The sequence below is a fragment of the Brevundimonas sp. UBA7534 genome (assembly GCF_002479325.1).
Lineage (GTDB): Bacteria > Pseudomonadota > Alphaproteobacteria > Caulobacterales > Caulobacteraceae > Brevundimonas.
In genome coordinates this window covers 1-19,602 of record NZ_DLMO01000012.1, presented here as the reverse complement: position 1 = coordinate 19,602, position 19,602 = coordinate 1, and the positions used below count along the sequence as shown (strand labels likewise).

17 protein-coding genes and 1 pseudogene are annotated in these 19,602 nt (G+C 69.5%); 9 read left to right on the top strand and 9 right to left on the bottom strand.

Annotated features, from left to right (window positions below):
- The first annotated feature begins 283 nt into the window (after positions 1 to 283).
- From B2U11_RS00890 to B2U11_RS00870, 5 genes and pseudogenes are all read left to right on the top strand, one after another.
- Positions 284 to 985, top strand: a complete 702-nt coding sequence (locus tag B2U11_RS00890) for a Crp/Fnr family transcriptional regulator (protein WP_292069106.1) — start codon at positions 284 to 286, stop codon at positions 983 to 985.
- 31 nt (positions 986 to 1,016) lie between these two features.
- Positions 1,017 to 1,804: pseudogene (locus B2U11_RS00885) on the top strand (class I SAM-dependent methyltransferase).
- Positions 1,792 to 3,372 carry a 2-polyprenylphenol 6-hydroxylase gene (gene ubiB, locus B2U11_RS00880; RefSeq protein WP_292069105.1) on the top strand — a complete coding sequence of 527 codons (1,581 nt, stop codon included), beginning with the start codon at positions 1,792 to 1,794 and terminating at the stop codon, positions 3,370 to 3,372. Before B2U11_RS00885 ends, ubiB begins: the two are co-directional and overlap by 13 nt.
- Positions 3,373 to 3,389: 17 nt before the next feature.
- Positions 3,390 to 3,857: a hypothetical protein gene (locus B2U11_RS00875; RefSeq protein ID WP_292069104.1), complete on the top strand. Its 468-nt coding sequence runs from the start codon at positions 3,390 to 3,392 to the stop codon at positions 3,855 to 3,857.
- 43 nt (positions 3,858 to 3,900) lie between these two features.
- Positions 3,901 to 4,920 (top strand): adenosine kinase, encoded by a 1,020-nt coding sequence (locus B2U11_RS00870; protein ID WP_292069103.1) that lies wholly within the window; start codon positions 3,901 to 3,903, stop codon positions 4,918 to 4,920.
- A gap of 2 nt (positions 4,921 to 4,922) precedes the next feature.
- Here B2U11_RS00870 and B2U11_RS00865 read toward each other — a convergent pair whose 3' ends face one another.
- The 5 genes from B2U11_RS00865 to B2U11_RS00845 all read right to left on the bottom strand — a co-directional run bounded on the left by B2U11_RS00865 (position 4,923) and on the right by B2U11_RS00845 (position 10,072).
- Positions 4,923 to 5,603, bottom strand: a complete 681-nt coding sequence (locus B2U11_RS00865; RefSeq protein ID WP_292069102.1) for a hypothetical protein — start codon at positions 5,601 to 5,603, stop codon at positions 4,923 to 4,925.
- Positions 5,604 to 5,773: 170 nt separating this feature from the next.
- Positions 5,774 to 8,695 (bottom strand): DNA polymerase I, encoded by a 2,922-nt coding sequence (gene polA, locus B2U11_RS00860; RefSeq protein ID WP_292069101.1) that lies wholly within the window; start codon positions 8,693 to 8,695, stop codon positions 5,774 to 5,776.
- A gap of 48 nt (positions 8,696 to 8,743) precedes the next feature.
- The gene (locus B2U11_RS00855; protein ID WP_292069100.1) at positions 8,744 to 9,355 is read right to left on the bottom strand and encodes a DUF6655 family protein; all 612 of its coding nucleotides are present in this window, start codon (positions 9,353 to 9,355) and stop codon (positions 8,744 to 8,746) included.
- Positions 9,355 to 9,795, bottom strand: coding sequence for a VOC family protein (locus B2U11_RS00850; protein ID WP_292069099.1), 441 nt, complete (start codon positions 9,793 to 9,795; stop codon positions 9,355 to 9,357). The genes B2U11_RS00855 and B2U11_RS00850 overlap by 1 nt, the downstream gene beginning before the upstream one ends.
- 37 nt (positions 9,796 to 9,832) lie before the next feature.
- The gene (locus B2U11_RS00845; protein WP_249751695.1) at positions 9,833 to 10,072 is read right to left on the bottom strand and encodes a zinc-finger domain-containing protein; all 240 of its coding nucleotides are present in this window, start codon (positions 10,070 to 10,072) and stop codon (positions 9,833 to 9,835) included.
- 117 nt (positions 10,073 to 10,189) lie between these two features.
- Here B2U11_RS00845 and B2U11_RS00840 point away from each other — a divergent pair, with 117 nt between their 5' ends.
- Together B2U11_RS00840 and B2U11_RS00835 are read left to right on the top strand one after the other, a co-directional pair.
- Positions 10,190 to 11,152 carry an ABC transporter ATP-binding protein gene (locus tag B2U11_RS00840; protein WP_292069108.1) on the top strand — a complete coding sequence of 321 codons (963 nt, stop codon included), beginning with the start codon at positions 10,190 to 10,192 and terminating at the stop codon, positions 11,150 to 11,152.
- A gap of 107 nt (positions 11,153 to 11,259) precedes the next feature.
- The gene (locus B2U11_RS00835; protein ID WP_292069098.1) at positions 11,260 to 14,121 is read left to right on the top strand and encodes a M16 family metallopeptidase; all 2,862 of its coding nucleotides are present in this window, start codon (positions 11,260 to 11,262) and stop codon (positions 14,119 to 14,121) included.
- A gap of 100 nt (positions 14,122 to 14,221) precedes the next feature.
- Here B2U11_RS00835 and yihA read toward each other — a convergent pair whose 3' ends face one another.
- Genes yihA through rpmH form a run of 4 tightly spaced genes read right to left on the bottom strand, consistent with a single transcriptional unit; the run spans position 14,222 to position 17,243 of the window.
- On the bottom strand, positions 14,222 to 14,872 hold the full coding sequence (gene yihA / locus B2U11_RS00830) for a ribosome biogenesis GTP-binding protein YihA/YsxC (protein WP_292069107.1): 651 nt from the start codon (positions 14,870 to 14,872) through the stop codon (positions 14,222 to 14,224).
- Entirely contained in the window at positions 14,872 to 16,668 is a 1,797-nt protein-coding gene (gene yidC, locus B2U11_RS00825; RefSeq protein WP_292069097.1) for a membrane protein insertase YidC, read from the bottom strand. Before yidC ends, yihA begins: the two co-directional genes overlap by 1 nt.
- A complete protein-coding gene (rnpA, locus tag B2U11_RS00820; RefSeq protein ID WP_249751691.1) occupies positions 16,665 to 17,078 on the bottom strand; it encodes a ribonuclease P protein component in 414 nt (137 codons plus the stop codon). Before rnpA ends, yidC begins: the two co-directional genes overlap by 4 nt.
- Before the next feature lie 30 nt (positions 17,079 to 17,108).
- The gene (gene rpmH, locus B2U11_RS00815; protein WP_003164000.1) at positions 17,109 to 17,243 is read right to left on the bottom strand and encodes a 50S ribosomal protein L34; all 135 of its coding nucleotides are present in this window, start codon (positions 17,241 to 17,243) and stop codon (positions 17,109 to 17,111) included.
- A gap of 128 nt (positions 17,244 to 17,371) precedes the next feature.
- Between rpmH and B2U11_RS00810 the strand changes: the two genes are divergently transcribed.
- On the top strand, positions 17,372 to 18,121 hold the full coding sequence (locus B2U11_RS00810; protein ID WP_292069094.1) for a TVP38/TMEM64 family protein: 750 nt from the start codon (positions 17,372 to 17,374) through the stop codon (positions 18,119 to 18,121).
- A complete protein-coding gene (locus B2U11_RS00805) occupies positions 18,118 to 19,590 on the top strand; it encodes a sensor histidine kinase (RefSeq protein ID WP_292069091.1) in 1,473 nt (490 codons plus the stop codon). The genes B2U11_RS00810 and B2U11_RS00805 overlap by 4 nt, the downstream gene beginning before the upstream one ends.
- The last annotated feature ends 12 nt before the right edge of the window (positions 19,591 to 19,602 follow it).

Genomic DNA, 19,602 nt, shown 5'->3' with positions numbered 1-19,602 from the left:
GTCATGAAGCCGAAGGCGGCGTTGAAATCGGCGAAGACCAACCGGCGGCTGAGCGCCTCGCGTGGGCCGTCGTCGGCGCGCCAGGCGGGCAGGCTGGTCAGGGTTTCCGCAAGGTCAAGGCGGGCGTCGGTCATGCGCGTTTCCTCTTTTGTCCCTTGGCGTAGGGCGCCCGAAGACGCCTCGCAAGCGCCACGACATGGCCCCGCAAGGGTCCCGGAACGCCCTGCCAAGCTTCGGCGTTCATCACCAAGCGCCGCCATATGGAACTCGGGAAGGACGCTGCATGACCAATCTCTGGCTCGCCGCCCTTTCGGCCTCCGACCGCGCCCGTCTGGCGCCGGCCCTGGAAACCCGCGCCTTCGACCACGGCCAGGTGCTGTTCGGCGAAGGGCAGGACGTGGACGCCGTGTGGTTCCCCACCGCGGGGGTGATCTCGCTGATGACCTTGCTGGACGACGACAAGCGGGTGGAGACGGCCGTGATCGGGCGCGAGGGGGTGGTCGGCGTCACCTGCGGTCCCTTGAACGGCCGGGCCGCCAGTCAGGCCGTGGCGCTTCTGCCGGGCGAGGCCGCCTGCTGTCCGGCCGACGCCTTCTCGGCCGCCATGGACGACAGCGAGAGCCTGAGACTGGCGCTGGCGCGCTTCACCGAGGCGCTGATGGCGCAGGTGCAGCAGGTCGCCGCCTGCAACGCCCGCCATGCCCTGGACGAGCGGCTGGCGCGCTGGCTGCTGTCGCTGCACGACCGGGCTGGAGAGGCGCGCTTCGACCTGACCCAGGCCGACATCGCGGGAATGCTAGGCGTGCGCCGGGCCACGGTCTCGGAAGTCGGGGCCAGCCTGGAGGACAGGGGCCTGATCGAGCGGGGCCGCGGCTGGGTGCGGGTGCTGGACCGCAGCGGGCTGAAGACCGCCGCCTGCGGCTGCTACGGCCAGATGCGCGCGGTGATGGACGAACTGGACCTGTCGGCTCCAAAGGCGGCGTGACGGCGGCCGTGCGAGCCGCTACATCCACGCCATGACCGACACAGCGCCGAACCGCCCGCATTCCTCCGGCGACAGCTCCTCCTTCGGCTTTCGCGACGTGGACGCGCGCGAGAAGGTGAAGATGGTGCGCGGCGTGTTCGATTCCGTCGCCTCCAACTACGACCTGATGAACGACCTGATGAGCGCGGGCGTGCACCGGCTGTGGAAGGACGCGGCGGCGGCCAAGCTGAACCCGCGGCCGGGCGAGACCATCCTGGACGTCGCGGGCGGCACCGGCGACATGGCGCGGCGCTATTCGAAGATGGCGCGCGCGGCGCAAGCGAGGCGGGGCGGCGAGGACGCCTCGGTCATCGTGCTGGACTACAACGCCGAGATGATCCTGGCCGGCGTCCACAAGGGCGGCGAGCCGGAGATGAGCTGGTCGGTGGGCGACGCGATGAAACTGCCGCTGCCCGGCGCCTCGGTCGACGCCTATTCGATCAGCTTCGGAATCCGCAACGTGGCCCATATCGACAAGGCGCTGAGCGAGGCGCGGCGTGTGCTCAAGCCTGGCGGGCGGTTCCTGTGCCGGAATTCTCGCGGCCGACGGCGGGGCCGGTGCGGCGCGCTTATGACGCCTGGTCCTTCCATGCCATTCCGCGCATCGGACAGTGGGTCGCCAAGGATCGCGACAGCTATCAGTACCTGGTGGAGAGCATCCGTCGCTTTCCTGACCAGGCGGCTTTCAAGGCCCTGATCGAGGACGCGGGGTTCAGCCGCGTGTCGGTGACCAACCTGTCGGGCGGGGTCGCGGCCATCCATCACGGGTGGGCGATCTGAGCAGCCCCGTCTATCGCACGCCGCCGCCTGCGCCGGTCGCCGAGCCGGTGCGCCATCCGGTCGGCGCCTTCCTGCGCCTGCTGGGCTGGCTATGGGTGCTGGCGCGGCACGACGCCCTGGTCCCGCGCGAGGTCACGCCGCTGCTGCCGGCCTGGACGCGGCCGTTCGCGCGGTTCGTGCAGATGTTTTCCGGCCGGGCGGGACGCGAGGGACGGCCGGGCCAGCGGCTGGGCAAGGCGTTCGAGCACCTGGGGCCGGTGGCGATCAAGCTGGGCCAGGTCCTGGCCACCCGCGCCGACATCTTCGGCCTGCAGTTCGCCCGCGACCTGGGCCGGCTGAAGGACGCCCTGCCGCCCTTTCCGCTGGCCGAGGCGCGGCGCGAGATTGAACGCTCGCTGGGCCGGCCGGTTGAGGCCCTGTTCACCGACCTGGGCGAGCCTGTCGCGGCGGCGTCTCTGGCTCAGGCGCACCCGGCCTGGCTGGCCGACGGGCGCAAGGTGGCGGTCAAGGTGCTGCGCCCCGGCGTCGAACGGCGCGTGGCCGACGGGCTGGATTCGATGCGTCTGGCCGCGCGACTGGTGTGGCGGCTGGCGCCCATGGCCCGGCGGCTGGAGCCGTCGGCCTTCGTCGAGACGATCGCCCGCTCGCTGGACCTGGAACTGGACATGCGGCTGGAGGCCGCCGCCGCCAGCGAGATGGCCGAGGTCATGGCCAAGGACGGCTATATGTCCGCCCCCGCCGTCATCTGGGACGGGGTCGGCAAGCGGGTGCTGACGCTGGAATGGGCGCAAGGCACGCCCATGACCGATCCGGCGCTGGCGGACCTGCCGGGGCTGGACGTCAACCTGCTGGCCGACAACGTCGTGCGCGCCTTCCTGGTGCAGGCGCTGGACCACGGCGCGTTCCACGCCGACCTGCACGAAGGCAACCTGTTCGCCAGCGCGCCGGCGCATCTGACGGCCATCGACTTCGGCATCGTCGGGCGGCTGGGGCCGGCCGAGCGGCGCTATCTGGCGGAGATCCTGTGGGGCTTCATCAGTCGCGACTACGACCGGATCGCCCGGGTGCATTTCGAGGCCGGCTATGTGCCGCCGCACCATTCGGTGGAGACCTTCGCCCAGGCGTTGCGGGCGGTGGGCGAGCCGGTGGTCGGTCGCGCCGCCAGCCAGGTGTCGATGGGCCGGCTGCTGGGGCAGCTGTTCGAGATCACCGCCCTGTTCGACATGCGCCTGCGGCCCGAGCTCATCCTGCTGCAGAAGACCATGGTCTCGGTCGAGGGCGTGGCCCGCCGGCTGCAGCCGGACCACGACCTGTGGAAGGCCGCCCAGCCGGTGGTCGAGCGCTGGATCCGCCGCGAACTGGGGCCACAGGCCCAGGCGCGCGACGCCCTGAACGAGATCCTGGCGGCCGCCCGCGCCCTGTCGCGCCTGGTGCAGGAGCCGCCCCGTCCGACGACCGTGGTCATGGAAAAGCCGGGAACTCCCGCTTGGCTGACGGCTTGCGTCACCGTGGCGCTCGTCGCCGCCCTCGCGGCGCTGGGGCTTTCGCTCTGGCCGCTCGTGTCCTGACTGTCTGGAGCTTTTCGATGAAGACCGCCCTCAAGACCCTGGCGCTGGCCGCCGCGCTTCTGGCGCCGGCCCCCGTCCTGGCCCAGGCCGCCGCCGGCTCGGTGCCCAACAGCTTCGATGCGCCCGCGACCCAGGCGACGCCCGCGCCGCAGGGTCCTGTCCAGGCCGCGCCCGAGGCCGCCGCGCCCGCCGATGTCGCCAAGGCCGAAACCGCCCTGCGCGGCGTGATCACGGCGATCCAGGGGCCGGGCCTCGACTATTCGGTCTTCACCGACAACCTGGCCAGCCAGATCCGCCAGCAGGCGGCCCAGGTCACGCCCCTGATCAAGAGCTTCGGCGCCCTGCAGGCCGTCGAGCACCAGCGGCCCGAGGGGCAGGCCCAGCTGTTCCGCGTCACCTTCGAGAACCAGGCGACGGAATGGGTCATCGGCTTCGACGACGAGGGCAAGATCGCGGCCCTGCTGTTCCGCCCGGCCGAAAGCTGAACTTCGGGGTGACGCGGGACGCGGCGTCGGCTAAGCCGCGCCCATGACCGATATCCGATACGACGTCTGCGCCGTCGGCAACGCCATCGTCGACGTGCTGAGCCCCTGCGACGAGGCCTTCCTGACGGCTCAGGACCTGGCCCCCAACTCCATGCAACTGGTCGACGCGGCCCGCAGCGCGGCCCTGTACGACGCCATGGCGCCGGGCGTGGAGGCGTCGGGCGGATCGGCCGGCAACACCGTGGCCGGCGTCGGCTCCTTCGGCGGCCGCGCGGCCTATATCGGCAAGGTGGCCGACGACACGCTGGGCCAGGTCTTCGCCCACGACATCCGCGCCGCCGGGGTGCATTTCGACACGCCCGTGCTGAAGGACGGCGCGGCCGACGGTTTCGGCACCGGCCGGTGCCTGGTCAACGTCCTGCCCGACGGCCAACGGACCATGGCGACCTTCCTGGGTGCCGCGAACCAGCTGTTCGCCGACGACATCGACGAAGCCCTGATCGCCGACAGCGCCATCGTCTATCTGGAAGGCTATCTGTTCGACCCGGCCCCGGCCCGCGCCGCCTTCGAACGCGCCGCCGCCGCCGCGCACCGGACCGGACGCAAGGTCGCCATCACCCTGTCGGACACCTTCGTGGTCGCGCGCTGGCGGGCCGAGCTCTTGGCCTTCATCAAGCAGTCGGCCGACATCGTCCTGGCCAACGAGGCCGAGCTGGGCGCCCTGTTCGAGACCGAGGACTTCGACGCCGCCGCCGACAGTCTGGCCGCCATCGTCGAGATCGCCGCCGTCACGCGCGGCGCCGAGGGTTCGGTGATCCTGCGCGGCGACCAGCGCGTCGTGGTCCCCGCCCATCCGGTCGACAAGGTGGTCGACACCACCGGCGCCGGCGACCAGTACGCGGCCGGCTTCCTGCTGGGCCTGGCGCGCGGCCTTCCGCTGGACCAGGCCGGCGCCCTGGGCTCCCTCGCCGCCGCCGAAGTCATCGCCCACTGGGGCCCTCGCCCGATGGTCAAGCTGTCCGACCTGGCGGCCGAGCAGGGGCTGGCGGACGCGCTGGGGTGAAATCAGGGTCTCGCTGGAGGCCCCTCTGACGCGACGCAGCTGAAACGCTGACAGTATCGCGCTTTAACTTCCTCGAACGCCGCTTCTTCGTCTGGGCTGGGCGTGGGGTAGGCTGAATTGAAGTGGTCGGGCGTGATGGCCTCAAACGTCACGTGCTCGGTGTCGCCAGAGAGCATCGCCTTTAGCTGCACGTCATCGAAGAGGCGCGCCATCTGCGTGATGACGCGAGCCACCCGCCGTTCTTCCAGGCCCGGTAACAGTTCGTTCATCCACTGTTGGACGATAAGTCGACGGTCATAATCCAGGCCGTCGAAGGTGTCCTCTGCGTACTCTTCTTGCCATTCCGACACGCGTTGTTCGACGATTTCGCGCGCCAGTTGCAGTGTGCGTGGGGTCGGCTCGGGACCGTTCCAGGAAGAAACTTCGTCTTCCATATCCTCCACCCGGAAGCGCACCACGCTTCTAGCGGTACCCGGGACAGGGGCGCCGTTGAGACGTCCCGTCCTTAGCTGCCCGCTGGCCACCACCAGGCGCGCCGCTGCACCGAAGCCCAAGCCTTTCGGTTCTTCGTCATTTACTCTGCAGTTGAAGGGATGTCCGTCCTCTTCAAGGAAACATTGGACTTCGGCCCAGCCCGACACGCCGAGGTTCCGTGCAAACCCAGGATAGAGGGCGGAGACCAAATCCCCATCGGGTGGCCGAGACCACCTCGGGGCCTCGAAATCCCCATTGTCCTCTCGCAGGGGCGGGGCCGGCGCGAAAAGCAAGATCGCAGCAAAGAAAACCGAGATCATTCGTTTGCCCGTGGTTTGACGTGTGTCGCAACAACCATAGCGGTATTCCGCGTGGTTGCCTAATGCGCCTCGTCCCAGTTGGCGGCGGCGCGGGCGTCTACGACCAGGGGGACGGACAGGGCCACGGCGGGTTCGGCGGCGGTTTCCATGACGCGCTTGATGACGGCGATGGCGGCCTCGGCCTCGGCCTCGGGGGCTTCGAAGACCAGTTCGTCGTGGACCTGGAGCAGCATGCGGGTCTGAAGGCCGGCCTCGGTCAGGGCGGCCGGCATGCGGATCATGGCGCGGCGGATGATGTCGGCGGCGGCGCCCTGGATGGGGGCGTTGATGGCCGCGCGCTCGCCGAACTGGCGCTCGGCGCCCGACTTGGAGTGGATGGCCGGGATGTGGATGCGGCGGCCGAAGACGGTCGAGACGAAGCCCGCGTGGCGCACCTCGGCCTTGGTCCGGTCCATATAGCCGCGGATGCCGGGAAAGCGCTCGAAATAGGTCTTGATGTAGGCGCCGGCCTCGCCCTGGTCGATGCCCAGCTGAGCGGCCAGGCCGAAGGCCGAGATGCCGTAGACGATGCCGAAGTTGATGGCCTTGGCGCGGCGACGGGTTTCGGACGGCATGCCCTCGACGGGGACGCCGAACATCTCCGACGCCGTGGCCGCGTGGATGTCCAGGCCGGCCTTGAAGGCGCGCTTCAGCTCGGGAATGTCGCCGATGTGGGCCAGGAGGCGCAGCTCGATCTGGCTGTAGTCGGCGCTGATCAGGACGTTGCCGGGCGCGGCGATGAAGGCCTGGCGGATTTCCCGGCCGGTTTCGGTGCGGATCGGGATGTTCTGCAGATTGGGGTCCGAGCTGGCCAGGCGGCCGGTCGAGGCGGCGGCCAGCTGGTAGCTGGTGTGGACCCGGTCGGTCTTGGGGTCGGCCGCGGCGGTCAGGGCGTCGGTGTAGGTGCCCTTCAGCTTTGACAGCTGGCGCCAGTCCAGGATGGCGCGCGGCAGGTCGTGGGTGAGGGCCAGCTCCTCCAGCACGCTGGCGTCGGTGCCCCACTGGCCCGAGGCGGTCTTCTTGCCGCCGGGCAGGTTCAGCTCTCCGAACAGGATTTCGCCGATCTGGCGGGGCGAGCCGACGTTGAACGGGCGGCCGGCGATCTCGTGCGCCTGCTGCTCCAGCTCGGCCATGCGCAGGCCGAACTCGCTGGACAGCCGCTTCAGCCGGTCGGGATCGACGCGCACGCCAGCCAGCTCCATGTCGGCCAGCACGGTCGGCATCGGCCGTTCCAGCGTCTCATAGACGGTGGACAGGCCCTCGCGCGCAAGGCGGGGCTTGAGGACGCGCCACAGGCGCAGGGTCACGTCTGCGTCCTCGGCCGCATATTGCGTCGCGGGGGCCAGCTGCACGTGCTTGAACGACTTCTGGCTCTTGCCCGTCCCGGCCACCGATTTGAAGGCGATCGGCTCGTGGCCCAGGTGCAGGCGCGCCAGTTCGTCCATGCCGTGGCCGTGCAGCCCGCCCTCCAGCACATAGGACAGCAGCAGGGTGTCGTCATAGGGCGCGACGCGGATGCCGCGCCGGGCGAAGACGGCGACGTCGTACTTGGCGTTCTGCAGCACCTTGAGGACGGAGGGGTCCTCCAGCAGGGCCTTGAGCTTGGCCAGGGTCGTGGGCTTGTCCAGCTGGGTCAGGGGCTCGCGCGTATCGGCCTCGCCGCCGAAGTCCAGCCCGCCGGCGTTCGCCGCCGGCTCGTGCTCGTGGGTCAGGGGGATGTAGCAGGCGTCGTTCGGCCCCAGCGCCAGCGACACGCCGCACAGGCCGGCGTGGGTGGCCGACAGGGCGTCGGTCTCGGTGTCCAGTCCGACCACGCCGGCCTCGCGCGCGCGCTCGATCCAGCGATCCAGCGACTCCTCGGTCTGGACGCACTGATAGGCGTCCAGGTCGAAGACGTGCGGCTCGGCCGGCGCCGCGACCTCCTTGGGCGCATAGCGCGGGCTGGCGACGGGGGCCGACAGGTGCGGCGCGCGCTTGGGGGCGAAGGCCGAGGTCTCGCTCGCCTCGGCCTTGCCGTCGCCAACCCGCCGCGCCAGCGAGCGGAACTCCATCTTGTCGAGGAATTCCGACAGGGTCTGCGGCTCCGGATCCTTCACCGCGAAATCGTCGATCGCCTCGGGCGCCGGGGCGTCGCAGGTCAGGCGCACCAGTTCGCGCGACAGCCGGATCTGGTCGGCGAAGTCGATCAGGGTCTGGCGTCGCTTGGGCTGTTTGATCTCCTCGGCGCGGGCCAGCAGCGTGTCCAGATCGCCGTATTCGTCCAGCAACTGGGCCGCCGTCTTGGGGCCGATGCCGGGGGCGCCGGGCACATTGTCGACGCTGTCGCCGATCAGGGCCTGCAGATCGACCATCTTTTCCGGGCCGACGCCGAACTTCTCGAACACCTCGGGTTCGGCCAAGCGGCGATCCTTCATCGGGTCCCACATGACCACGCCGCCGCCGATCAGCTGCATCAGGTCCTTGTCGGAGGAGACGATCACGGCCTCGCCACCCGCGTCGCGCGCCTTGCAGGCGTAGGTGGCGATCAGGTCGTCGGCCTCGTAGCCGGGCAGCTCGACGCAGTGGACGCCGAAGGCCGCAGTCGCCTCGCGGACCAGCGGGAACTGCGGAACCAGGTCCTCGGGCGGCGGCGGGCGATGGGCCTTGTACTGGTCGTACAGGGTGTTGCGGAACGTCTTTTCCGAATGGTCGAAGATGGCGACCAGATGGGTCGGGCCGTCGGCGCCCTTCATGTCCTTCAACAGCTTCCACAACATGTTGCAGTAGCCCTGGACCGCGCCGACCGGCAGGCCGTCGGACTTGCGCGTCAGGGGCGGCAGGGCGTGGTAGGCGCGGAAGATGTAGGCCGAGGCGTCGATCATCCACAGGCGCAGGGCAGGCCCGTCCTGGGTCAGCTCCCGGTCCTGTTCCATGGCGGGCGGCGTGTCGGCGTTGTCGGTCATGGCCGGAACATAGGGCGGCGAAGGCCCCGCGTCAGCCGGGAAACCGGATCAGAATTCGGTCCAGCTGGAGCCGGGGTCGCGCTGGCCGGGCTGGGCCTGCTGCTGGCCCCAGGTGACCATCATCATCGCCTTGTGGCTGCGGATCCGGTAGCTGCCGATCATCGGCAGGACGGCGCCCAGGGGCGCGCCCGTCCGGGTTTCGTAGAGGAACCCCGAGAACTCGGCTACGCCGACCCGGTCGCGGTGGCTGTAGATCGACAGCTCGGGCAGGGAGACGACGTTGAACGTCTCGTTGATCGGCACCCGCATCTCGGGGATGCCGAAGACACGGCGCATCTGCTCCAGCGACAGGGCGCCGGCGCGAATCTCGAACACGGCGTCGGCGGCGTCCTTGTTCGGGGCCAGGCGGAAACCGGCGTCCGACAGCGCCGCGCGGATGGCGCTGATCGCATAGCGCGCGCCCTCGCCCTGGAAGTAGGACTCGTCGACATAGACCGCCGCTCCGGCGGGCAGGGGCAGGCTCAGGCCCTCGACTGCGCGGTCGGCGGCGCGGGCCAGAAGCAACTGCTCGGTCGCCGTGCGGCCGGGATTGGTTTCCGTGGTCGAGGCGCAGGCCGCCAGCGTCAGGCCCGCCGCGGCGACGGCCAGGGCGCGACGCATCACCACGTCCCCGTATTGGGCATGGAGGCCCAGGGCTCGGCCGGCGCCAGGGCCGGGCCGTCCTGCAGCAGTTCGATGGAGATGCCGTCCGGCGACCGCACGAAGGCCATGTTCCCGTCGCGCGGCGGGCGGTTGATCGTCACCCCGCCGTCCATCAGCCTTTGGCAGGCGGCGTAGATGTCGCCGACCTTGTAGGCCAGGTGGCCGAAGTTGCGGCCGCCCGAATACTCCTCGGTGTCCCAGTTGAAGGTCAGTTCGACCTCGGGGCTGCGCTCGGCGGCGGACTGTTCCAGGTTCTGCGGCGCGGCCAGAAACACCAGGGTGAAACGCCCCGCTTCGTTGTCCAGGCGCCGGACCTCCTGCAGGCCCAGAAGGTCGCAGTAGAAGTGCAGCGAGGCGTCGAGGTCCTTCACGCGGACCATGGTGTGCAGATAGCGCATCGGCGATCTCCGGAGAGGACGGGGCCGAGAGGGACGGTCAGTGGGCCTCTGGCGCGCGGGCGGCGGGGCTCAGATATTCGTTCTCGTCATGCGGATGGGCCGACAGGACGAAGCGCCGGTCGCAATAGCCGCATTCGACGAAGTCGTCCTCGCCCATGTCCATATAGACCAGCGGATGGCCCAGGGCGCCGCCGCCGCCGTCGCAGGCCACGCGCTTGGTCGAGACCACGATCTCTTCGGGCGGCGGGATGATCGCATCGGGGTGGCGGGGCGGCATTTCGGGCTCGTCTCTTGGCGGGAGGGCGTCGCGCGCATACCTATGCGGCTCGCCCGGCGGCGTCAAACCGCCGCACGACCTGATTTTCCCGACCGAAGCGCGCCGATGACCGATCCCGTGACCCTGCCCGACAACGCCATCCAGGTGCGGGGGCTGAAGAAGACTTACGCCGGATCCAAGAAGGCGGCGCCGAAGACGGCCCTGCGCGGCGTCGACCTGGTCATTCCGCGCGGCTCGATGTTCGGTCTGCTGGGCCCCAACGGCGCCGGCAAGTCGACCCTGATCAACATTCTGGCCGGGGTGGTGAAGAAGTCCGAAGGGTCGGTGAAGATCTGGGGCCGCGACATCGACAAGGAGCCGCGCGACGCCGCCGCCGCCATCGGCGTGGTGCCCCAGGAGATCGTCGCCGATGTCTTCTTCACCCCGCGCGAGTCGCTGGAGGTGCAGGCCGGCTTCTACGGCGTGCCGGCCAACGAGCGACGTTCGGACGAACTGCTGGCGGCGCTGGGCCTGTCGGACAAGGCCAACGCCTATGTGCGGGCGCTGTCGGGCGGCATGAAGCGGCGGCTGATGGTGGCCAAGGCCCTGGTGCACAATCCGCCGATCCTGATCCTGGACGAGCCGACCGCCGGCGTGGACGTCGAGCTGCGCCGCCAGCTGTGGGAGTATGTGCGGCGCATCAACGCCGAGGGCGTGACCATCGTCCTGACCACCCACTATCTGGAAGAGGCGCAGGAGCTCTGCGACACCATCGCCATCGTCAACCGGGGCGAGGTCGTGGCCTGCGAGCCGACGCCGCAACTGCTGCGCCGGCTGGACAGCCGCAATGTGGTGGTGACGCCCGAGACGCCGCAGGCGACACCGCCGGCGCTGCCCGGCTTCGACGTGACGGCCCGGCCGAACGGCGCCTTCGCCGTGGCCTACAAGAAGGGTCAGTCGTCGGTCGAGCAGGTCATCGCCGCCGTGCGGCAAGCGGGCGTGACCATCGCCGACATCTCGACCGAGGACCCGGACCTGGAGGATGTCTTCCTGGCCCTGACCTACGGCGATGCGTCGCAGGTCGACCCGACGAAGGACTGATCGCCCGCCTTAGGCGGAAGATGAAACTTTCGTCATGAAGGGGCGCCGCAGTTGTAGCGGGGCGAGCGGCGACTAAGGTCCGGGGCTCGAAAACCGAGGAACTGCCCATGCGCCGTGTCGCCACCCTAGCCGCCGCCGCCGCCCTGACGGCGGCGATCGCGCCGATCGCCTTCATCGCCGTCCCCGCCCAGGCCGCGGTCGTCCAGTCGGGCGCGCGCCCGGCCGCGCCGATCCAGGCCGCGCCGGTGTCGGAACTGGTGGCCGAGGTCGATATTCCTTACACCAAGTTCACCCTGGACAACGGCCTCACCGTCCTGGTGCACGAGGACCACAAGGCGCCGGTGGTCGCGGTGTCGGTCTGGTACAATGTCGGCTCCAAGGACGAGCCCGCGGGCAAGACCGGCTTCGCCCACCTGTTCGAACACCTGATGTTCGGCGGCTCGGAAAACGCGCCGGGCAGCTATTTCACGCCGATGCGCAACATGGGCGCCACGGACATGAACGGGACCACCTGGTTCGACCGCACCAACTATTTCGAGACCGTCCCGACGCCGGCGCTGGAACAGGCGCTGTTCATGGAAAGCGACCGCATGGGCTACATGCTGGGCGCCATCAGCCAGGAGACGCTCGATCTCCAGCGCGGCGTCGTCCAGAACGAAAAGCGCCAGGGCGACAACCAGCCGTTTGGCCTCAATGAATACAAGGTGCTGGAGGCCCTGTTCCCGGAAGGCCATCCGTATCGCCACTCGACCATCGGCTCGATGGCCGACCTGGACGCCGCGTCCATGGAAACCGTGCGCGACTGGTTCCGCTCCAATTACGGTCCCAACAACGCCGTGCTGGTGCTGGCCGGCGACATCACCCCTGAAAAGGCGCGTGAGCTGACCGACAAGTACTTCGGTCCGATCCCTCGCGGCCCGGTGAACAATCCGGCCCAGGCCCCGGTCCCGACCCTGGCGGCGCCCATCAACGAAACGACCCACGACCGCGTGGCCAACGCCCAGGTCTCGATCAACTGGGCCGTGCCGGGGATGCTGGATCCCGACAGCGTGCCGCTGAGCGTCGGCGCCTCGGTGCTGGGCGGCCTGGCCAGCTCGCGCCTGGACAACGAACTGGTGCGCGGCGAGCAGACCGCCGTGTCGGTCAGCGCCTCGAACGGCGCCTTCCACCGCGTGGGCATGTTCGACATCACTCTCAACGTGAAGCCGGGCGAGGACCCCGCCGCCGTCGAGGCGCGGGCCCGCGAAATCCTGAACGGCTTGATCGCCGACGGCCCGACGGCCGAGGAGGTCGAACGGGTCAAGACCCAGTACGTCTCGCGCACCGTGCAAGGTCTGGAACAGGTCGGCGGCTTCGGCGGCAAGGCCGTGGCCTTGGCCGAGGGCCAGCTCTATGTCGGCGATCCCGAGCACTACAAGAAGGAGCTGGAGGCCTATGCGGCGGTGACGCCGGCTCAGGTCCAGGCGGCCATGCAGAAGTGGCTGACCCGTCCGGCCTATACCCTGACCACCCTGCCGGGCGAACGCGAGGCCTATCAGGAGGCCGCCGAGGCGCCCTCGGGGGCCAACCACACCCCCGCGCCGCCGATCGAACGCGTGGCGCGGATGGCCAAGCCCGAGATCGGCGCGGTGTCCAACGTCGACTTCCCGGCGGTGGAGCGCACCCGCCTGTCGAACGGCATGGAGGTCGTCTACGCCCATCGCGACGCCGTGCCGGCCACCAAGATCGCACTCGACTTCGATGCGGGCCTGGCGGCGGACGACGCCGACAAGCTGGGCGTCCAGACGCTTATGATGGACCTGATGGACGAAGGGGCCGCCGGCCGCAACGCCACCCAGCTGGCCGAGGCGGAAGAGACCCTGGGCGCCAGCATCTCCACCGGCTCCTCCATGGACCGGTCGGTGGTGTCGCTCAGCGCCGTGACCCCGAACCTCGCCTCGTCGGTCGCGCTGCTGGCCGACGTGGTGCGGCGCCCGACGTTCGACGCGGCGGAACTGGAGCGGCTGCGCGCCACCCGCCTGGCCTCCATCGCCGCCGAGCGCACTAGCCCCGCCGCCCTGGCCAGCCGCGCCCTGCCCGCGCTGATCTACGGCGCCGACAGCCCCTATGGCCGGCCGTTCAGCGGCAACGGCGACGAGACCTCGGTCAAGGCCATCACCCGCGCCGACATCCAGAACGCCTATGCGCAATGGATTCGCCCGGACAACGCCAAGATCTTCGTGGTGTCCGACCTGCCGCTCAACGAGGTCAAGCCGCTGCTGGAAGCGAACTTCGGCCAGTGGGTTCCGCCCGCATCGGCCAAGCCGGTCAAGGACTTCTCGGCCCCGATCCCGGCCGCGACGCCCCGGATCGTGCTGATCGACCGGCCCCAGTCGCCCCAGTCCTACATCCTGGGCGGCGAGGTGCTGGACGCTTCGGGCACCGACGACCTGCTGGTGCTGAACGCGGCCAACAATGTGCTGGGCAACGACTTCCTGTCGCGCATCAACTCGGACCTGCGCGAGACCAAGGGCTGGTCCTACGGCGTCAACGCCTCGGTCGCCGGTTTCCAGCACCGCGTGCCCTACCTGGTCACGGCGCCGGTCCAGGCCGACCAGACCGGCCCGGCCATCGCCGCTCTGAACACCCAGTTCAACGACTTCCTCAAGGGCGGCAAGGGCGTGAAGCCCGAGGAGCTGGAGCGGACCGTCAACGGCAACACCCGTCGCCTGGCGGGCAGCTACGAGACCTCGGGCGCCGTCCTGGGCGCGCTTCGGGCCAACGACATGCTGGGCCGCCCGGACGACTATCCGGAAACCGTGGCGGCGCGCACCAACGCCCTGACGGCGGATCAGATGGACGCCGCGGCCAAGGCCGCGATCGACCCGTCGCGTTTCGTCTGGGTGGTCGTGGGCGACGCCTCGGTGGTCAAGCCGCAGCTGGACGCCCTGGGCCTGCCGGTCGAGGTGCGCTCCGCCTCGGGCGACTGAGGCCGACGTCCCGCCGAAACGACGAAGGCCCGGAGCGCGCGCTCCGGGCCTTTTTCGTTGCAGCCGATCTTCTCCCGCTTGCGGGGGAGGGCCAGGGAAGTCAGGCCAGCGTCGTGCCGGTCGTGCGCATGATCTCGGCGCGCAACTCGGGCAGGCCGATCCCCTTTTCGGACGAGGTCAGGGCCACGACGGGGAAGGCGGCCGGGCGCTTGGAGACGGCCTTCAGCGTGGCCGCCTGCATCTTCTCGCCCTCGCCCTTCTTCAGCTTGTCGGCCTTGGTCAGGACGATCTGATAGCTGACGGCGGCCAGGTCCAGCGCGTCCAGCGCCTCGGCGTCCACCGACTTCAGGCCGTGCCGGGCGTCGATCAGCAGATAGACCCGCTTCAGCGTCACCCGGCCACGCAGATAGTCGCGGCCCAGGTCCTGGAACTTCTTGGTGGTGGACTTGGATGCCTTGGCCCAGCCGTAGCCGGGCAGGTCGACCAGTCGCAGCCGGCCGTCCAGGTCGAAGAAGTTGACCTCGCGCGTGCGGCCAGGCTCGTTGGAGGCGCGGGCCAGCTTGTGCATGCCGACCAGGCCGTTGATCAGGCTGGACTTGCCGACGTTGGAACGACCGGCGAAGGCGATCTCGGGCAGGTCGGGATCGGGCAACTGCTCGATCTTGGCCGCGCCCATGACAAAGGTCGCCGGGCGCGCGAACAGCACCCGCGCGGCCTCGATTTCCTCGGGCGTGAACTCGGTCTCCTCCATCACGCCGGGGACTTCTTGAACCGGCCGATGAAACTGTCGATCGGGTTCTCGGCCTTGTAGCGGTGCATGATGACGTACTGCTGCAGGATGGTCAGGATGTTCGACCACGCCCAGTAGACCAGCAGGCCCGCCGCGAACGGCGCCATGATGAAGGTGAAGACCAGCGGCATGAACTGGAAGATCTGGCGTTGGAGCGGATCGGTCGCTGGCGGATTCATCGCCGTCTGCAGCCACATGGTCAGGCCGTAGGCGATGGCCAGCAGGCCGATGTGCAGCGGTCCGCCCAGCAGGCCGCCCAGGACCGGCAGGGCCGACGGATCCCACGGGATCAGGCCGAACAGGTTCCAGATGGACGAGGGATCGCGTGCCGACAGGTCGTGGATGAAGCCCAGGAAGGGCTGGTGGCGCATCTCGATGGTGACGGTCAGCACCTTGTACAGGGCGTAGAAGACCGGGATCTGAAGCAGCAGCGGCAGGCAGCCGGCGACCGGATTGATCTTCTCCTTCTGGTACAGGCCCATCATCTCCTGCTGCTGCTTCTGCGGGTCGTCCTTATGCTTCTTGCGGATTTCCTCCATCTTGGGCTGGAGGTTCCGCATCTTGGACATCGAGGCGTAGGCGTTGTTCGCCAGCGGGAACATGACCAGCTTGACGATGACCGTCAGCGCCAGGATGGCGATGCCGAAGCTGCCGACCACCGCATAGACGTTCTCCAGGATCCAGAAGATCGGGCGGGTCAGGAACCAGAACATGCCCCAGTCGATCGCATAGACGAAGCGCGGCAGACCCAGGCTCTCCTCGTAGGATTTCAGCACCTCGGCGCGCTTGACGCCGGCGAACAGGCGCTGGGTCTCGGTCGTGGTCGCGCCCGGCTGGATCGTGCGGCTGGCGCCCAGGAGGTTGGCTTCCAGCTGTTGGCCGCCGTTGGCGTCGCGCACGCGGAATTCGGTCTGCACCGCCTCATTCTGCTGGGGCAGCAGGGCCGCCAGCCAGTATTTGTCGGTGATGCCCAGCCAGCCGCCGGTCGAGGCGTTCTCGATGCGCGGCTCCTTGAGCCAGTCCTTGTACTTCTTCTGCTCGGTCCGATACTCGCCCGGCTTGCCGAAGGCGCCGATCGCGCCCTCGTGCACGATGTGGGACGACCCCGCCGCCGGCGGCACGCCCTGGCGCTGGACGCTGCCGTACGGGGCGATGGTGATGGGCTGGGTCCCCAGGTTCTGCACCGTGTCCTTCAGGGTGAAGACGTACTTGTCGTCCACCGACACCATGCGGGTGAAGCGCAGGCCCTGGCCGTTGTCCCAGGTCAGGGTGATGGGCGTGGTCGGCGTCAGGGTCGAGCCGGCGGTCAGCCGCCACGGCGTGTTCGGTCCCGGCACGCCGCCGGGGATGTTGGCGCCGGCCCAGCCGAACTGGGCGAAATAGGCGTGCTCCATCCCCTGCGGGCGGAACAGCTCGACCGGCGCCGGATCGTCCTGGACCTCGCGGTAGTCGGTCAGGAACAGGTCGTCGATGCGCGCGCCCTGCAGGGACAGCGAGCCCCGCAGCGTGCCCGATTGGATCGGCACGCGCGCGGCCGTTCCCAGCGCCTGGGTGCGGTCGGTGACGAAGACCGGGCCCTGCGGGCTCAGCGCCGTGTTGGCGGCGTTCTCGGCCGTCTGCGACTGTTCGGCCTGGGCCGACTGCTGGGCCGCGCGGCGTTCGGCCTGCGGGCGCAGCACGGTGAACCAGTAGATCCCGAGGATCAGGACCGAGCACACGATGAAGATGATCGTGTTGCGCGAGTTCTCGTTTTTCATGGGGTTCGGTCGTCCTGGCCGGAAGAGGCGCGAGGGTGGGAAGGCCGGTCGGCCCGCTCTGTCTTGGGGGTCGCGAGCCTTGTAAGCGTCGATTTCACGTCGTCAAGCAGACGGTCCCAGGGACGGTCCGCCGTGCCCATGCGGGCGATGAAGACATAGTCGCTGCCCGGACGGCCATGTTGGGCGATCATCAGGCGGGCGGCTTGGCGCAGGCGGCGCTTGGCGCGGTTGCGGACCACGGCGCCGCCGACCTTGCGGGTGGCCGTGAAGCCCAGGCCGATGTGCGCCGAGCCGTCTCCGCGGTCCAGCCGCTGGATCACCACGGCGCCGCGGGCCTCGGAAACGCCTTTGGCGGCCGCCAGAAACTGGGGCCGCCGCAACAGACGCTTGATCTGTAAAGGGTCGCTCATGCGTCCTTGGCTTTCGGACGCGAGAGCCGCTTACGCCGTCAGGCGCTTGCGGCCCTTGGCGCGACGGCGCGCAACGATCTTCTGGCCGTTCTTGGTGGCCATCCGGCTGCGGAAGCCGTGACGGCGCTTGCGCACGAGTCGCGACGGCTGATAGGTCCGCTTCACGGTCGGCTCCTGACGTTAAAAGGTTGGGGCGACGGGGCAAAAGGCGTCCGCCGCAGGAAGGGCGGGCGTATAAGTCGCATGGCCGCGCGAGTCAACGCCGCGGCCGGCTTTTCGAGGATCACGGCCGCATGGCGCAACGAACGGCGAGAGAATGGGCGCTCCGGCTTCTGCCGCTGCTCGCCATCGCCGGCCTGGTCGTGCTCTTCTTCGCCCTGGGCTGGAACCGCTATCTGTCGATGGACCTGATCCGCGCGCACGGCCTGAACCTCCAGACCTATGCGCGCCAGCATTGGTGGATCGCCCTGATCGCCTTCATCGCCGTGTACGCCGTGGCCACGGCCTCCACCATTCCCGGGCCGGTGTTCCTGACCCTGCTGGGCGGGATGATGTTCGGGCCGGTCGTCGGCATGCTGGCCCAGGCGACGGGCGCGACGATCGGCTCGGTCGTCATCTACGGCGTCTATCGCACCTCGATCGGCACCTGGCTGCGCGCCAAGTTCGAAGCCGACTCGGGCTTCATGGATCGACTGGCCAAGGGCATCGACCGCAACGCCTTCACAACCCTTCTGACCCTGCGGCTGATCCCCAGCGTGCCCTTCGTCCTGATCAACGCCACGGCGGGCATGATGGCGGTGCCGCTGCGGCCCTATGTGATCGCCACCTTCCTGGGGCTGCTGCCGTCGACCTTCATCTATACCTGGATCGGCTCGCGGCTGGGCGGTCTGATCCGGGCGGGGGTCCGGCCGGACCTGGACGTGTTGCTGCGCCAGTTCTTCTGGCCCTTGATGGGGGTGGTGTTCCTGTCCCTGTTGCTGCCGCTGGGCATCAAGCTGGTCCAGATGGCGCGCCGGCGCCGACAGGGAGCGGCCCCGGCATGAGCGCGCTGTTCGACCGCATCGCCGCACGGCTGAACCTGTCGCCAGAGGCGGTCGAGACCTGGCGCGAGCGCCTGCGTCCGCGCGCGCCCGACGGCCTGTCTTCGCGGCTGCTGCTGCTGACGGTCGCCTTCACCCTGGCGGTTGAGGCGCTGATCATGGCGCCCAATCTGGCCGCCTTCCACGAGCGCTGGCTGCGCGACCGGCTGCAGGCGGCCGAATTGGCTTCCGTCGGGGTCGAGGCGCTGCCCTACAGCGCGGTCGAGGACGACACGGCCGCCGAGTTGATGCGGATCGGCGGCGTCCAGGCCGTGGCCCTGACCGAACAGGGGGTGCGCCGGCTGCTGCTGCAGGCCCCCAATCTGCCGCGCGCGCCCGAACTGATCGACCTGCGTCGCGAGAACATGGGCTCGCGCCTGCTCGACCCCTGGCGCACCCTGTTCGGCCATCCCGACCGCTCCCTGCGGGTCCAGGCCAAGCCGCGCTACCGGTCGGGCGATTTCATCGAGATCGTGACCCCGGCCCAGCCGTTGAAGCTTGAGCTGCGCGCCTTCCTGCTGAACAGCCTGCTGGTGTCGCTGCTGGTCTCGGTGACGGCGGGGGCGCTGCTCTACGGCGGCCTGGCGCTCCTGGTGCTGCGGCCGCTGCGGCGCGTGACGCGGTCGATGGAGCGCTTCGCCGCGGACCCCGAGAGCGATCCCGAGACCCCGTCGGACCGTCACGACGAGATCGGGCGGGTCGAGCGCGAACTGGCCCGGATGCAGGAGGAGGTGCGACAGTCCCTGCGCTCGCGCGCGCGGCTGGTGGCGCTGGGCGAGGCGGTGGCCAAGATCAACCACGATCTCAGGAACATGCTGACGTCGGCCCAGATGGCGTCGGAGCGTCTGGCCGCCTCGCCCGACCCGGCGGTGACCAAGGCCCTCCCGCGGCTGGAACGGGCCCTGGGCCGGGCCGCGGCCCTGTCGCGCAACGTGCTGGAATACGGTAAGAGCGAGGAGCCCGCGCCGCAGAAGACGCGCGTGGTCCTGACCCAGGCCCTGACCCTGGCGGCCGAGGACGCCGGGCTGGACCCCGACGGCGTCCGCCTGGTCAAGCAGCTGCCGGCCCGCTTCGCCGTGGAGGCCGATCCCGACCAGCTCTATCGCATTCTGGTCAATCTGATGCGTAACGCCCGTCAGGCGATCGAGGCCGATCCCGCCCGCCCGCCCGAGCGGCGCGGCAAGGGGGCGATCACCGTCAGCGCCTTCGCCGAGGATGGCGTCTGCGTCGTCCGCATCGCCGACGACGGTCCCGGCATCCCCCCGCGCCTGGCCGCGCGCCTGTTCGAGCCCTTCGTCAGCTCGAAGCAGTCAGAGGGCACCGGGCTGGGCCTGACCATCTCGCGTGAGCTGGCGGCCCTGCACGGCGGCGATCTGCGGCTGGTGGAGGCGGCGGAGGGCGGGGCGGCGTTCGAGCTGCGCCTGCCCGCCTAGGGTCCGTACTCA